Below are 14,555 nucleotides of genomic sequence, written 5' to 3'. Positions count from 1 at the left end.
TGATGTCAGGACGATGAAATCCGATGCGACGATAGTTTGGTCTCGAGTTGCGGCGATCTCGGGCACGCGGAAATCCCAGTCATGACACAAAAGCGCAAACTCGGCGTTGTCGGCTACTACCACTATGGCAACTACGGCGACGAACTGTTCCTGGACGTCTTCAATCAATATCTCGGCGACTTCGAGTTCGTGTTTTTTCAGGACGCGCTGCATCGGCCCTACTTCCACACGCCGCTGAAGGACAAGGTCCAGCAGGTCGACGCCATCCTCATCGGCGGTGGCGACCTGGTGGAGCCCAGCTACTGGACGGACCAGTACTTTGAGCCGGAGTTCCTGGCAAAGCCGGTCTATATCCACGGCGTGGGCGTACCGACCTGGGGCGGTGAAAAGCAGGCGATCGTCGCCCGCCTCGCCACATTCTTCCAGCATCCCAGTGTCAAGCATATCCATGTTCGCGACGAGCAGACCCGGCAGTGGATGATCGCCAAGCTCGGCCCGTCCTGTGACGTGCAGGTCACACCCGACATCGTCTGTGCGCTCGATATGCCCACCGTCGACCGGCCCGCCGGCGAACCTGTGTTCGGCCTGATTTCACGCAAGCAGAAGCCAGGATCGATCCAGTGGAGCAACGTTCATGCACTCTGCACGCGCGCCAAGGCCTACGGCTACCGGCTTCGCCATATCGTCCTGGCCACCGGCGTGATCGGCCGGGAGGATCGCGACGCTGTCGCGGAGTTTCCCTTCCCTGATATGGAAGTCGTGCTGTCCGAGTCGATTGCCGACCTGACCCGCGCCATCGGCGAATGCTCGGTGTTGGCCAGCATGAAGTTCCATGGCTGCGTCGTGGCGACGATGTTCGGAACGCCAGCCATCACGTTGATCACCACGGACAAGTTCCGAAACTTCTACAAGCTGATCGAACGGGAGGAGCTGATCGCCCACCACCGGCATGAAACGCTGCCCGACCGGCTGCCGCGCTACATGGCGAAGATTCCCGATGTTACCCGCGCCGCCATCAAGGCCCAGGCCCGCGACGGCTTGAGAGGGTTGGCAGAGCGCATTCGCGCCGATCTCGGCGTGAACTGAGCCTTTGCCGAGGGTATGGTGGCAAATCCATCGCTGCACAAGGACCTGAACTGGTTCACCCCCCTGCCGCCGGCGCGCAATGGCATCGCCGATTACGCGTACATGCTTCTGGAAGAGCTCAGACAGATCCGTTCCTGCGTCGTCTACTGCGATGATGTTCTGGCGACGGCACCGGCCGGAATCGAGATCCGCGACCAGGCACAGGCGTTCCGGTTTCTGTCTCCCGATTCGCCCATTCTCCACCAGATCGGCAACAATGGCGGCCACGTTTTCGTGCTGGAAGCGCTGCGTCGCCATGCTGGGGTCGTTTCCCTGCACGACCTCTGCCTGCTTTACCTCTACGAACTGTGCTCGCCGCGCCTGGAGTCGATCATGGCCGGCATGCTGTCGCAGAACCCCGCGCTGGGCGACGTCTTCGGCCGGCAGTGGAAGGAGAATCGCCTCAAGACGCAGGCCAATTACGTCCTGTTCGACATGGTCGGCGAAATACTGTCCCTGGCCGACGGTATCGTCGTCCATTCGCACTATGCGCTGAACAAACTTCGAGCCACCTACGGCACCAACGCGACATCAAAGATTGCCGTGATCCCCCATTTCGCGCCGTCGTTGAAGTACACGTCGCGATTGGATGCCAGGCGACGGCTGGGGCTACCGGCCGACGAAACCATCGTCCTGACATCGGGCTTCGCGACGCGCGCGAAGCGCTTCGATTGGCTGATCGATGCCCTCGAGGTGTTGCTGCAGCGGGGTATCCCGTTTCGCTGGATCCATGCTGGCGAGGAACGCCCGGCAGAGTTCCCGCTGCGGGAAATCCTCGAGCGGCACCCGCTGCTGCGCCAGGTGTCGACGATCACCGGGTATGTCAGCGAAAGCGATCTCGATGCCTACATCGTCGCGGCGGACATCGTGGTCAACCTGCGTTTCCCGTCGGTCGGCGAGAGCTCCGGAACGCTGGCACGCGCCTTCTCCGCCGGCCGCTGCTGCATTGTCAACGACACGGCGGCCTACACCGAAATTCCCCGAGAAGCGGCGGTCCATATCCCGATTTTTGATACCGTCCCCGCGCTGATACGGGCCATGGAGGCGCTTCTCCGTGACACTGCCTTGCGCGCCCTGTTCGGCGAACGGGCTCAGCACTACGCACGCAACGCGCTCTCACTGAGGACGGTCGCACGTCAGTATTCGGATGTCGTCGATGCTGTTCATCGTCCCCGGCCGATGCGCGCCACCCCGTCGCCGCGGCGATCACCCAAGGGTCAACCTTCCTCGCGGGCAACGGTGGCCAGGGTGGAAATCGACAAGGCTGCCCAACTGGACGCATCCGAGCTACGGCGACGGATATCCGGCATCGACGGCGCGTTTGAAGCCATTCTATGGTTCGATTCGGCCGATGACGTCGCGCGCTACAGCCTGGATGCACCGGGTTTGCTGCAGGGTGCCTTTGGCCCCCATGTCACCATCGAAACCGTGCGCTTCCTTCCACGGCCGTCCGGACGTAACTGGAGCAGCGATCGCGCTGACGGCAGCGACGCCGTGGGCCTCTCGATCCTCGGACGAGCCCACGGATGGCGACCATGACCATGGATGTGAAACGCGCGGCCGCTGTCGGCGTACGATCGCGCATTGCACCCAAGACCATGGCCGCGCTGTTCGCAGCGCTTCGGGCCGGCATTGGAAAGTTCTCCGTCATCGATGCCAGCCTACCGATCGGCCAATGCGCCGGCCTCGACAGAGAAGCGATTTTCGGTTGCGGCAACGATCTGGCACCCACAGCGCGCCAGTTCCTGGAACGCTTTCGACAAGCCGGCGGTCATCGGGACATCTATTTGGCGTCGCCCAGCCGGCCATTGCCGTCAACCTGGGCGAGTCTGTTCGATTCCATTGATCGGTTGCGCAAAGTCGTAGTCTTCGCCGACTCGCTTGACCAGGCTGAAGCCATCCTTGACCTCATCGACAGCAGCCGGTCACTGGTGATCCGCGTATCGCGGACTCGCTCGATCATTACACGTCCGGCAATGGTGGCTTGGCTGGAGGGTCGGCGGGTTATCGCGCTGGTCGCGCCCGGCATTTGCTTCTGGTGGGTGATACCAACGACCGATTTCGACACCGTCTGCGCCGCGCTCCCACTGGAACCCGCCCCCGAAAAGCGCGCCAAGAGCGCCCCGCCAACCCACGCGGCGCGGCGCCCGGACGCAACGTTCACACTGGCGGTACAAACGGCCCCACCGCCGACGACAGGGCTGGTGGCGAGCGCGCTGGTTCACGATGGCGGGTACCGCAGCGAGAACGAAGGTGACTATTCGTGGATCTGGACCGGTCCCTCGAATCACTTCCGTATTCTGCTGACAGGCACGCCCGACACGCCGGTCAAACTCAACATCTCTGTCATCAAGACGGAGGATCCCCGTAATCTGGCGGAGCTGCGCGTGCTCGTTGATGGTCGGCACACACCCCATCGCCTCGATCCCTGGTCAAATCTCAGCGGCAAGGTGTCCGTCGATCTCGGCGCGCCGGCCAAGGACATGACGGTCCTGTCGCTTGTCTGTCCCCACATGGTGCCCGATGGCGCGGGCCATCGCCTTCTCGGTCTGTGTATCGACAAAATCGAGATGATCTCGTGATGTCCCCCCTCAAGATCCTGGTCGTCTCGCCGATTCCGTCGCATCCGGCCGTTCAGGGCAATTCCGTCCGGATCCAGGCCTTCGGCCTTGAGCTCAAGAGGCGCGGCGTCAGGGCAGATTTCCTCTATTACGGCATGGAGGGCCTCTCCAAGGAGCAAGCCGAAGTCATGATCGGCTTCTGGCATCGCTTCTTTTTCGTCCGCTCGCAGCCATTGGCGCGCCCGACGTTCGCCCAGTCATGGGGCATTGATGATTGGTGCGCGGACCAGCTCTGCGACACCGTCAAGGACCTCGTATCGGTGCACCAGTATGACGCGGTCATCGTCAACTACGTGTGGATGTCGAAGGTTCTTGCCGGCTTCGACGGGCCGTTGAAGCTGATCGATACCCATGACCTGTTCGGTGATCGGCACCTCACGGCGGAAGAACAGAGCCTCGAGCCGCGCTGGTTCTTTACGACAATCGATCAGGAGCATCGGGGTTTCGAACGCGCCAACGTGGTGATCGGCATCCAGCAGCGCGAATCGGAGCAGATTCAAAAGAGATTCTCCGGCCCGGTCGTTACTGTCGGGCATCCGGTCGAACTAGGCTTTCTGAGGCGGCCACACACTGAACATCCCAGTTTCACGTTCGGCTACCTCGGCAGTGGCAATCCGTGGAATGTGCGTTCCGTCCTCGCGATTGATTCCGCGCTCGCCCAGGAGCGCGTCGCGCGATGGGCCTTGGCCGGCACTATTTCCCGTCGCCGCCTGACGCTGCAGTCGCATCCCTTCCTTCTCGGTGTCGTCGAGCAGGTCGAGCGCTTCTACGACGTGGTCGAATGCGTGCTCAACCCGATGCTGGGTGGTACCGGTCTCAAGATCAAGACGATCGAGGCGATTGCTTTCGGCAAACCCGTGATCGGAACCCGCGATGCGTTCGAAGGCTTGCGCACCGAACATGCGTTCCACCAGCTGGATACGATCGACGACATGATTGACGCCATGAAGGCGTACACGGCGTCTGGCGCGCTGCGCGAAGAGCTGGTGCTGTCATCGCGAGCGTTGTTCGTGCGCTACATGGCGGAGGTCACCCGGAGCTATGATGACCTTGTGTCCCTGATCCGGAAGCATCGCCAAGGCAGCCCGCCGCACCAGCCACCTGAGCCGATGCCAGCCCAGCCTTCGGGCCGGCTCCTGCACCGGCTTCAGTCAACCGCCCATCCGGCAGGAACAGTCAGCTAGCGGGGGTCATCATACGCTTGCGCACGACGGTACTGGACGACCTGCAAACCCGAGCCGGTGTGCGTCGCGCGCGCGTGCGCGCTCTCGACATACTGATGACTGATGACACGTTGCGGGCATCCTACCTGCTGACGTCAGGCGGCAACCCCTCGCCGCCACCTCTGGATGAGAATGGCGCCAGTCAGTTCCTTCTCTGGTTTGCCCTCGAGGGGCGTCATCAGTATCAGCAGGTCACCTTTTCGCCGGCCTACATCGCGTTCCTGGCAGCACCGGAGCCACCGTTCTTGACGCGACTGGCTGCTTACGTTCACAGGCGGCGCGCCGATGGCGCCGCACCGCCTGACGGGAGCGTCGACGACTTTCACGCCTGGTACTATGTCAGCGGTGTTCACCAGTTACGCCTCACCCTCCTGCTCACCGCGCGCGAGCGCAGCTTCTTGATGGAGGACCATAACCGCCGTGCGCAACGATCGAAGCCAATGTCACGCTGGGACTTCTTTCGCTTTCTTGCGCAACGCGAGGCGGACACACGAGGCTTTCGCCACGCGCCACCCGATGAACGCGATGCCGCGGCATGGCTGTCCGAGAATCGCGGTGGGAACACTGTTCCATGGCACTGCCCACCACCATCGGAAGACCGCTCCGGCCTTCCCGGTATCAACGTCATCGGATCCGCCGACGGAGTCTCAGGCATCGGCGAAGACGCCCGTGCTCTGACCGAAGTCTTGCTGAAGGCTGGCGTTCAGCAGTCGGTGTTCAACGTCCGTTATCCAGCCGAGATCGTGACGACTGACAAATCCGGACGAGAGACGTACTTCAGCGACAGGCCTGTCTACCCCATCAATGTCTTCTGTCTGCCCGCGTTCGAAACGGCGCGCCTCAAGCTGGCTCACGGCGCAAATCTCTTTGCGGGCCGCCACAACATTGGATACTGGCCATGGGAGCTCACGAGCCTGCCGCCGACCTGGCGGTTCGCCTTCGATCTGGTCGATGAGATCTGGGCCTCGAGTCACTTTCTGTTGGACGTCTTCCAGCGCCTGACATCCAAGCCGGTCATGCTCATGCCGCCGCACGTCGCCGTGCCCGAGGTTGTCCCCTTCGACCGTGAGCGCTTCGGACTGTCGGCAACTGACGTCATCTTCCTTTGCATGTTCGACTTCAACTCCTACGTCGCGCGCAAGAATCCGGCGGCGGCGATCGAAGCCTTCCGCCTGGCATTCCCATCACGCGCCGGCGATGAACGGCTGCTGATCAAGACGATCAACGGGCATGCCAACCCGGAAGCGCTCCATGATCTGCAGCGACAGGTCGCGGATGACGATCGCATCGTCCTGATCGACGGCAGTTTCGCCCGCGGCGAAGTCTGTGGCCTGGTGCAGGATGCCGATTGCTATGTTTCGCTGCATCGTTCCGAAGGCTTCGGCCGCATCCTGGCGGAGGCGATGCTGCTGGGAACACCCGTCATCGCCACGGACTGGTCTGGAAATACGTCATTCCTGGATTCAACCACCGGCTTCCCAGTTTCCTGCACACTGCGCAGTGTGCGATCGGATGAGTACGTCTATGCCGAAGGCAGTGTGTGGGCCGAGCCGTCGGCGGACGATGCGGCGCAGAAGATGCGGCGCATCACGCGCGATCCACGTGCCGTTGCGGCGGTAACCGCAAAAGCACGACGAACCATGCAGCAACACTATGGACTGGCAACGGCTGCGTCCCGCATCGATGACTGGCTGACCGGTTTCGTGGCTAGGACACGGCAGCTTTGAGTTCCCGGGCACGGCGGATCGCCTCGGCAGCGCCAATCACCTTCTCGGCGACCGTCAACCGTAGAATTTCACTGACATCGTCCAGGTGCTCTTTGGGACAAAGAACCGTGTAGTAGACTTGTTTGTCCTGCCAGTTGGCCCGCGTGATACGAGCGCCAAGAATGTCGAGCGGCACCAATTCGGCCCCGGACAGAACGCCAAAGTAGTCGTCGATCGTGTACTGGTAGTTCTCGGCTGCCTTGTCGCGCCCGTCCTCGAACACAATGACAGGACGGTCTCGCTTGATCAGCTCCAGGCTGCCTTTGATGACGTCGAGTTCGCCGCCCTCGACATCGATCTTGATGAAGCGGATCCGTACATCCCGTGGAATGCGATCATCCAGGCGCATCAGCGGTACCCGGATCTTCTCAATGACCGCGTCGGCGGGTGGCGAGCGCAGCTTCAGTCCGCTGAGTGGCGTGTAGTTCTTGATATTGAAGAACTCGGCAACACCGGTCGTGGAACCCAGCGCGGCGACGATGAATTCGACCTGTCCAACGCCCTCGCGTCGAGCGCGATCGACCAGGGCGGCATTGAGTTCACTGATGGGCTCAAAAGCGTACACCTTGCCAGTGTTACCGACGGCGGCGGCCATGGGAAAGCTGTGAAAGCCCTTGTTGGCGCCGACATCGATGCAGGCATCGCCCGGTTCCAGAATCGCCATATAGAGCTGCTGGATGATCTTCTCATACAGGAATGCGCCATCGTGGCCGCTGATCCATGTCCGGTATTTCTTGTACAGAGCGGCGCGCGCCCGCTCCAGTCCGCCGTCCCATTCTGCCGTTTTCTCTGCGTGGCGATCGGAGGGAGTCATCGTGCGCTCTCCACCTGTACCGCGAGCGGACTGGATCACGATCCGAGCTGTCGCCCGGATCGTGATCTGCGACAACGCGACCAGCGCCTCAGGCGGCGCTGTCGAATGCCTCCTTGTTCAGTCGGGCACGCACCGCCTGCAGCGCCGGCCCGCTGTAGACGGTCTTGAAGCGACGAACATAGTCGCCATTCGAGCCTTTGGCCGCTTCATCCTCGCGGCCGTAGCGTGCGACATACTCGTTCCAGTTCGAGAACATCCGGCGATTGCCGTGGTTCACGTACGTCTCCGTCGGCGCGCCATTGGTCCAGACGACATCCGGACCGTCCAGCTCGACATGGAAGTAGTCGACCGTCTCGAGGCTGCTGATCGGGCTGATCGTGTCACCGTTGGTCAGGAAACGTGCCGGGATGAGCGCATTGTCCAGGTACAGCGCATGCTCCGGCGACACGATGAGATCCGCCGTCGGCGTCCCATCGCCCAGCGCGCCGGCCCGGATGCGGATCGGTGCGACCTTGGGGTTACGCTCGATGAAGGCCCGCGCGTAGCTGCGCCGGCCGATCCAGCGGATCTGCCGGATCGTGCCATCGATCGACAGGACCTTGTCGCCGATGGCCAGCGTTTCGACAGGAACGTCGCCATCGGGTGTGCGAACCATGGTTCCGCGCACGACGCACGGGATGATCGCCGACTCGAGTTCTTCGGGTGTCACGCCGGCCACTGTGATCTGCGTGCCGTCCTCGCCCGTCACCAGCGTGTCGTTGCCGACCTGCGTCAGGGTAAAATTGCCGAAGCCGCTCAAATCCAGGCGATCGCCATCGGGGTCAAACCCCACGATGGTGTCGTGACCATTTCCCGTCGCTGCAGCGGCGGCGAATGCGGCCGACGATGACTGGCTTGTGAAGACGAACCGGTCGTCACCGGACCCACCGTCGAGGACATCGTCACCGGCGCCGCCCTCGATGACATCGTCACCAGCGCCGCCTCTCAGCACATCATCGCCAGCGCCGCCGCGCAGCACGTCATCGCCGGCGCCACCACGCAACACATCGTCACCGGCACCGCCAGCCAGGACGTCGTCACCAGAGCCGCCGACGAGAACATCATCGCCGGAACCGCCGTTGATTTCGTCGTCGCCGGAACCGCCGCTCAATTCATCGTCGCCGGAGCCGCCGCCGATCACATCATCGCCGGAACCGCCCCGGATCACATCGTCGCCAGCACCACCACGCAGAACGTCGTCACCCGAACCGCCGCGGATCACGTCATCGCCGGCGCCACCACGAACGTCATCGTCGCCCGCACCGGCCCAGACCTCATCGTCACCCGCGCCGCTGCGGATGACGTCATCGCCGGCGCCGCCGATGATGATATCGTCACCGGCACCACCTCTTATTTCATCATCACCGCCCGTCCCTCTGAGCGTATCGTCAGTGGGCGTTCCGTTCAGACTGGCCATGTGGAACCTCGTGCAGAAAAAATAAATGATGAGTCACATTGCTCCGCCGTTTGTAACGGCGCGATGACGCAAGTTTCTGCGCTGTTTGGGAGGATGAAAGGGGACCGCGTAGTGCACTTTCATTTATTGCATGTAATCTCCCCGCAATCACTGTGACGATCGAGTAGTCCTCGCCAAATGAATTACGCAATATTGCAGGAAGGCGCACTAATATTTGCGAGCATAGCAAACCGATGCTGCATTGTCGACGAAACTGCGTATCGCATGCTCGTTTTTCGCGTGCACACGCGCGCTGATTTTAACCGTTTTGTCTTACGCCTTTGCGCACGGTGATCGACCAACAAACGTCATCGCTTGTACATGCGATTCGTCACCGAATTGACACAGCATCGCGCCTGCTGTCGCTTTTCATGCGGCGCGATTTTTGGAAGTCGTCTTGCGGATCACATTGCCGGCGGCAGCATCGAGAATCCACGTGCGAAAAGCGGCAACCTTCGCCTGCTCATGGCTGGCTTCCGGGTAGACGAGATAGTAAGCGAAGGCTTCCAGCAGAGTGACTTTCGCTAGTCTCACGAGTCGCTTGTCGGCGAGATCGAGAGCCACCATCGCCGCCGGCAACAGGCCGGCACCCTGCCCCGTCAGTACGGCTTGCAGCAGCAGGCTCGAATCGTCGAACGCGGGTCCACGGGGCGCGCCGATGTCATCGATCCCCTGCGCTTGAAACCACAGATGCCATCCCTTGCGCTCGGCATCATGGACATGCGGCCATCGCGTCAAATCATCCGGGGAGGCTGGCATCCCGTACTGCGCAATCAGATCCGGTGCCGCGACCGGCACGACCTCGACGGCGACAACGCGTTCGCTGCGCAGGCCCGGATAACGACCTAGCCCGTGGCGCACGGCGACATCCACGCCGTCGCGTGCAAAATCCACCAGCGCATTGCTGCTCACGACCTGCAGGTCGATATCGGGATGAACCTTCTGGAACGATCTCAGCCGCGGCACGAGCCAGGCGGAGGCGAAGAACGGCGTCACGCTCACCGTCAGGACACCGGTATCGGCAGACATGGCAAGGCGCCGTGAGGCCTCGCTGATCTGCCGGAACGCGTTGCGGATCGGCGGCAGATACCCCTGCCCCGCGTCAGTCAGGAAGATGCCGCGATTGACGCGCTGAAACAGCTTGATCCCGAGATGCAGTTCAAGCGCCTTCAGCATCTGGCTCACGGCCCCCGGCGTCACGCACAGCTCCTCGGCCGCGTTCTTGACCGACAGATGGCGCGCCGTGGCCTCGAAGGCACGCAGAGCGTTCAGCGGCGGCAAGCGATGGCTGCTCATTTAGATTTCCTAAGCTGAAATGGCCAGATCATCTGGTTTGCGGATCATGCCGACACGACACACCTTAGCGCCTATTCGGGAACCAGCGCCGTCATCAATAAATCACGTCGAACAATATCGGATAAGGTGAACTTACGTGAACGGCATCGATCTGCACTACCTCGACATCGCTGCTCTCGCGGCCCGCATCCGGGCAGGCTCGATTTCACCTGTGGCTGCCACACGCGCCCAGCTTGATCGCATTGCCGCCGCCGACGGCGCGCTCGGCAGCTACGCGGGGGTGATGGCCGATACGGCGATGGCGCAGGCACAGGCCGCAGCAACGGAGATCGCCGCCGGCCGGTACCGTGGACCGCTGCATGGCGTGCCGGTCGCGGTCAAGGACCTGTGTTGGACCAGCGGTTATCCGACCACCGCCGGCATGGCGATCCACAAGGACCACTGCCCCGACGAGGATGCGACGGTGGTGCGTCGCCTGGCGGACGCCGGCGCGGTGTTGCTGGGCAAACTGCAACTCACGGAAGGCGCCTATTCCGACCATCATCCCTCCGTGGTGCCGCCGAAGAACCCGTGGCATGCCGCGTACTGGCCGGGCATTTCATCCAGCGGCCCCGGCGCGGCAACCGCAGCAGGTCTATGCTACGGCGCACTGGCCTCGGACACCGGCGGCTCCATCCGCTGGCCTTCGGCCGCCAACGGTATCACGGGCTTGAAGCCGAGTTGGGGCCGCGTCAGCCGTCACGGCGTGTTCGAGCTCGCGGCGTCGCTGGATCATGTCGGGCCGATGGCCCGCAGCGCGATCGACGCAGGCATCATGCTGGGTGCCATCGCCGGCAGTGATCCACGTGATCCGACCGCGCTGCGCGATCCGGTACCGGACTATGTGGCAATGACAGAACGCGGTGCGCGGGGATTGCGCATCGGTGTCGACGCCAGATGGAACACCCATGATGTCGACACGACAACCCAGGCGGTGTTGGCGGAGGCGGCGGCAGTCTTTCGTCACCAGGGCGCCACCATCGTCGATGTCGATTTTCCCGATGTGACGCAAGCCATCCTGGACTGGGTGCCGCAATGCGCCGTCGAGACCGCGGTTGCGCACGCGTCCACTTACCCATCGCGGAAAAGTGCCTACGGTCCCGTCCTGGCATCCGTCATCGAGGCCGGGCATGCGCTGAGCGGCATCGACTATCAGAAGATTCTGCTGCGGCGCATGGACCTGCGGGGTCGTGTTGCTGCCCTGTTCGACACGATCGACCTGCTGCTGACGCCGGTGCATCCGTTTGCGCCCCCGACGCTCGCGATGATCCGCACCCTGGGCGAGCAGCCCGAGCTCATCGTCAAGCTCCAGCGTTACACCTGCCCGTTCAACATGACCGGCCATCCGACGATCACGCTGCCGGGCGGCTTTACGACGGAAGGCCTGCCGGTCGCCTTTCAACTCGTGGCCGGACATCTGGGCGAAGCCATGCTTGTTCGCGCCGGCGCTGCCTTCCAGGGCGCGACATCCTGGCACCGCCGTCACCCTGCCATCTGACATCACCCACGGGCCACGAGGAGAGACCGCGATGCATCCCCCCATTTCGACCGAGGAGACGTGCTACCGAAAGCGCGTCCAGGTGCTGGATACGGACATGGCGTATGTCGATGTCGGAGAAGGCGATCCGATCGTCTTCCTGCACGGCAACCCGACGCCCTCGTATCTGTGGCGCAACATCATCCCCTATCTGCTGCCGTTGGGTCGCTGCCTGGCCCCCGATTTCGTCGGCATGGGTAACTCGGGCGCCGCGCCCAACGGCTCATATCGTTTCGTGGATCATCAACGCTATCTCGATGCCTGGTTCGAGGTGATGGGGCTGAAAAAGAATATCATACTGGTCGTTCATGACTGGGGATCGGCATTGGGGTTCGCCTGGGCGCATCGCCATCCTGACCGCATCAAAGCGCTGGTCTACATGGAAGGAATCGTGCGGCCGTTCCTGTCCTGGGACGAATGGCCTGAAGCCACGCGCGGTTTCTTCCAGGCACAGCGGTCGCGCGACGGCGAGAACTTGATCCTGCAGAAGAACCTCTTCATCGAATACCTGTTGCCGCTGCGCGGCATTTCCCCTGACGCGATGGAGATCTACCGCCGGCACTACAGGAACCCCGGCCCGCAACGCCAACCGATGCTGACCTGGTCGCGGGAACTGCCGATCGCCGGCCAACCCGAGGACGTCGTGCGGATCGTCGAGTCGTACGCACGCTGGCTCAGCACCAGCCCGATCCCCAAGCTGTTCATCAATGGCGATCCGTCCGGTTTCTTGATCGGCGCCCAGCGCGAATTCTGCCGCGCCTGGCCCAATCAGCAGGAGATCACCGTCAAGGGCGCGCACTTCCTGCAGGAAGACGCACCGGCCGAGGTCGGCGACGCAACCGCACGCTTCGTGGCGAAGGTTCTCGCCGGACAGATCGCGCCTCTGCCCCCTGGCAAACCATGAACGCGGCCACATTCCAGGCCGAGCAGGCGGGCAGCCTGCCCGGTCTGCTGGGGTTCGAGTGGGTCGATGCGCGCCCGGGATTCGTGCGCGGACGGGTCACGGTTTCGCGCCAGCATCTGGCGCCGACCGGCTACCTTCATGCCGCCACGGTCGTTGCCCTGGCCGACACGGCGTGCGGTTTCGGCTGCCTCGGTGCCTTGCCCGAAGGCGCGTCCGGCTTCACGACCGCCGAGCTCAAAGCCAACTTCATCGGCACCGTCCGCGCCGGCGGCGTGACCTGCGATGCGTACCTTGCCCACGCCGGACGCTCGACCCAGGTCTGGGATGCCATGGTGAAAGAGGAACGCAGCGGCAAGACCATCGCCTTGTTCCGTTGCACCCAGATCATTCTCTACCCGCGCTAGTCGTGCGTTTCGCCCGAGAGCGGCGTCGCCCGCATCGATGGCCGGGCATCGAAGGCATCGAACCATGCGGCCAACCGCGGTCGGCCGTCACGAAACGACGGCAGTTCGCGGAATTCGAGCCACCCCAGCATCGTCGCCAGCGCGACGTGGCCAATATGGATCGCCGGACTGATGTCCAGCGTCCGTTCGAGCCAGTCATAGCTCGCGATAAGCTTTGCCGTGTACCCATCGCGCAGCGGCGGAAAGCGCAGCGCCTCCGGCCGGCGCACTGTCTCCCAGCGCACGGCGATTCCAGCGTCGCCCAGCCCCTGCGCCACCGCCTGGATGCGCAGCGCCTGCCAGCGCGCCTCACCATCGGGCGGAACAAGCTTCCGCCCATCATGCAAGGTGTCGAGATAGGCACAGATGACATCGGAGTCGAAGATCGGCGTCAGGCCCGGACGGATGAGGACCGGGACCTTGCCCAGGGGGTTCTCGGCGAACACTGCCTCGTTGCGGCGCGTCGGGCTGGTTTCGTGATGCACGACCTCCAGCCGATCGGCGATCCCGACTTCATGCGCGAAGACCAGCGCCTTGCGGGCGTAGGGCGAGTGCGTTTGATAGAGAAGCTTCATGGTTCTCCCCGGAGATTCACCTCGGTGGAAGGACACAGGGGCCACCGCCCCAGCTCGACGTGCCTACCCTCGCCGTACAGGCTGCGCACGAGAACGAACTCTCGCACCCTCCAGCCAATGGTCTCGATGCGCTGTTCGGTGATGGGTCGGTGGCCATACAACACGGTCACGTGCGGCGTGTAGTGCGGCTGCACATAGGGACCGAGCCCGACCTTTTCCATAGCCTCGCCCAGCAACCGATACAGCATCATCACGCCGGCGAGCCCGTCGTCGCCGCGCAGTACAAGCGGCATACGATCCGGCCGCGTCAGGAAGCTCTCCAAACGATCGAAGGCAACATCGAACGGGGGCATCGCAACCGCTTCGCCGGCACGCTGTGCAGCGAAGAGCACGCCGGGACGCGGCTGGCGTTCTCGCCCCAGGAAATGCAGCGTCGCGTGCAGGCATTCCGGTGTAATCGGACGTCCTCTCAACCGATGGCGACGTTTCTCCCGCTCGGCCATCCGTCTGATCTCCGACGCAATCTCCATCTCCGGCTTGAGCGCGAAGTACACACCATCGGGACGACTCGGCTTGTCCTCGAGACCTGGGATCCAAGGCTGATGTGACATGGTTGACCTCACAGCGGTGCCGCGCTGGCGCAACGGAAGAATGTTGGACTTGACTTCCGTCACTTTATGTTCTTCTTTTGTTCTTGTCATTCAGATCTGTTGCGGC

At 62.7% G+C, this 14,555-nt stretch carries 13 protein-coding genes; 8 read left to right on the top strand and 5 right to left on the bottom strand.

Annotated features, from left to right (window positions below; translation table 11 throughout):
* Positions 1-81 precede the first annotated feature (81 nt).
* From FQU96_RS10085 to FQU96_RS10065, 5 genes are all read left to right on the top strand, one after another.
* Positions 82-1,086, top strand: a complete 1,005-nt coding sequence (locus tag FQU96_RS10085) for a polysaccharide pyruvyl transferase family protein (protein ID WP_146540774.1) — start codon at positions 82-84, stop codon at positions 1,084-1,086.
* 273 nt (positions 1,087-1,359) lie between these two features.
* The gene (locus tag FQU96_RS10080; protein ID WP_178130425.1) at positions 1,360-2,664 is read left to right on the top strand and encodes a glycosyltransferase family 4 protein; all 1,305 of its coding nucleotides are present in this window, start codon (positions 1,360-1,362) and stop codon (positions 2,662-2,664) included.
* Complete coding sequence (locus FQU96_RS10075) at positions 2,661-3,707, top strand: hypothetical protein (RefSeq protein ID WP_178130424.1); 1,047 nt, start codon at positions 2,661-2,663, stop codon at positions 3,705-3,707. Before FQU96_RS10080 ends, FQU96_RS10075 begins: the two co-directional genes overlap by 4 nt.
* The gene (locus FQU96_RS10070; protein WP_146540771.1) at positions 3,707-4,930 is read left to right on the top strand and encodes a glycosyltransferase; all 1,224 of its coding nucleotides are present in this window, start codon (positions 3,707-3,709) and stop codon (positions 4,928-4,930) included. Before FQU96_RS10075 ends, FQU96_RS10070 begins: the two co-directional genes overlap by 1 nt.
* A 95-nt stretch (positions 4,931-5,025) precedes the next feature.
* Complete coding sequence (locus FQU96_RS10065) at positions 5,026-6,696, top strand: glycosyltransferase family 4 protein (RefSeq protein WP_146540770.1); 1,671 nt, start codon at positions 5,026-5,028, stop codon at positions 6,694-6,696.
* Here FQU96_RS10065 and FQU96_RS10060 read toward each other — a convergent pair.
* The 3 genes from FQU96_RS10060 to gcvA all read right to left on the bottom strand — a co-directional run bounded on the left by FQU96_RS10060 (position 6,677) and on the right by gcvA (position 10,325).
* On the bottom strand, positions 6,677-7,549 hold the full coding sequence (locus tag FQU96_RS10060; RefSeq protein ID WP_146540769.1) for an FkbM family methyltransferase: 873 nt from the start codon (positions 7,547-7,549) through the stop codon (positions 6,677-6,679). The two genes, FQU96_RS10065 and FQU96_RS10060, sit on opposite strands and share 20 nt — an antisense overlap.
* A gap of 88 nt (positions 7,550-7,637) precedes the next feature.
* Complete coding sequence (locus FQU96_RS10055) at positions 7,638-9,005, bottom strand: Hint domain-containing protein (RefSeq protein ID WP_146540768.1); 1,368 nt, start codon at positions 9,003-9,005, stop codon at positions 7,638-7,640.
* A 408-nt stretch (positions 9,006-9,413) separates the two neighbouring features.
* Positions 9,414-10,325 (bottom strand): transcriptional regulator GcvA, encoded by a 912-nt coding sequence (gene gcvA / locus FQU96_RS10050; RefSeq protein WP_255467944.1) that lies wholly within the window; start codon positions 10,323-10,325, stop codon positions 9,414-9,416.
* Between the two features lie 151 nt (positions 10,326-10,476).
* Here gcvA and FQU96_RS10045 point away from each other — a divergent pair, with 151 nt between their 5' ends.
* From FQU96_RS10045 to FQU96_RS10035, 3 genes are read left to right on the top strand one after another with little or no spacing between them, the layout of a single operon-like run.
* Positions 10,477-11,877: an amidase gene (locus FQU96_RS10045; RefSeq protein WP_146540766.1), complete on the top strand. Its 1,401-nt coding sequence runs from the start codon at positions 10,477-10,479 to the stop codon at positions 11,875-11,877.
* Between the two features lie 31 nt (positions 11,878-11,908).
* Positions 11,909-12,820: a haloalkane dehalogenase gene (locus FQU96_RS10040; protein WP_146540765.1), complete on the top strand. Its 912-nt coding sequence runs from the start codon at positions 11,909-11,911 to the stop codon at positions 12,818-12,820.
* Entirely contained in the window at positions 12,817-13,224 is a 408-nt protein-coding gene (locus FQU96_RS10035; protein WP_146540764.1) for a PaaI family thioesterase, read from the top strand. The genes FQU96_RS10040 and FQU96_RS10035 overlap by 4 nt, the downstream gene beginning before the upstream one ends.
* Here the strand turns inward: FQU96_RS10035 and FQU96_RS10030 are convergent.
* On the bottom strand, positions 13,221-13,838 hold the full coding sequence (locus FQU96_RS10030) for a glutathione S-transferase family protein (protein ID WP_146540763.1): 618 nt from the start codon (positions 13,836-13,838) through the stop codon (positions 13,221-13,223). The genes FQU96_RS10035 and FQU96_RS10030 overlap by 4 nt on opposite strands.
* The gene (locus FQU96_RS10025; protein WP_146540762.1) at positions 13,835-14,539 is read right to left on the bottom strand and encodes a 2'-5' RNA ligase family protein; all 705 of its coding nucleotides are present in this window, start codon (positions 14,537-14,539) and stop codon (positions 13,835-13,837) included. Before FQU96_RS10025 ends, FQU96_RS10030 begins: the two co-directional genes overlap by 4 nt.
* Positions 14,540-14,555: the final 16 nt, after the last annotated feature.

Source organism: Reyranella sp. CPCC 100927 (assembly GCF_007859315.1).
Lineage (GTDB): Bacteria > Pseudomonadota > Alphaproteobacteria > Reyranellales > Reyranellaceae > Vineibacter.
Note: the sequence above shows the minus strand (reverse complement) of the source record. Positions and strands in the feature narration are given on the sequence as shown.

Excerpts from the sequence above, each read along its gene's own strand:
- FQU96_RS10030 (WP_146540763.1), bottom strand. The coding sequence starts at position 13,838 with ATGAAGCTTCTCTATCAAACGCACTCGCCCTACGCCCGCAAGGCGCTG.
- FQU96_RS10075 (WP_178130424.1), top strand. The coding sequence starts at position 2,661 with ATGACCATGGATGTGAAACGCGCGGCCGCTGTCGGCGTACGATCGCGC.
- FQU96_RS10035 (WP_146540764.1), top strand. The coding sequence starts at position 12,817 with ATGAACGCGGCCACATTCCAGGCCGAGCAGGCGGGCAGCCTGCCCGGT.
- FQU96_RS10055 (WP_146540768.1), bottom strand. The coding sequence starts at position 9,005 with ATGGCCAGTCTGAACGGAACGCCCACTGACGATACGCTCAGAGGGACG.
- FQU96_RS10025 (WP_146540762.1), bottom strand. The coding sequence starts at position 14,539 with ATGACAAGAACAAAAGAAGAACATAAAGTGACGGAAGTCAAGTCCAAC.
- FQU96_RS10065 (WP_146540770.1), top strand. The coding sequence starts at position 5,026 with ATGACTGATGACACGTTGCGGGCATCCTACCTGCTGACGTCAGGCGGC.
- FQU96_RS10040 (WP_146540765.1), top strand. The coding sequence starts at position 11,909 with ATGCATCCCCCCATTTCGACCGAGGAGACGTGCTACCGAAAGCGCGTC.
- FQU96_RS10085 (WP_146540774.1), top strand. The coding sequence starts at position 82 with ATGACACAAAAGCGCAAACTCGGCGTTGTCGGCTACTACCACTATGGC.
- FQU96_RS10070 (WP_146540771.1), top strand. The coding sequence starts at position 3,707 with ATGTCCCCCCTCAAGATCCTGGTCGTCTCGCCGATTCCGTCGCATCCG.
- FQU96_RS10060 (WP_146540769.1), bottom strand. The coding sequence starts at position 7,549 with ATGACTCCCTCCGATCGCCACGCAGAGAAAACGGCAGAATGGGACGGC.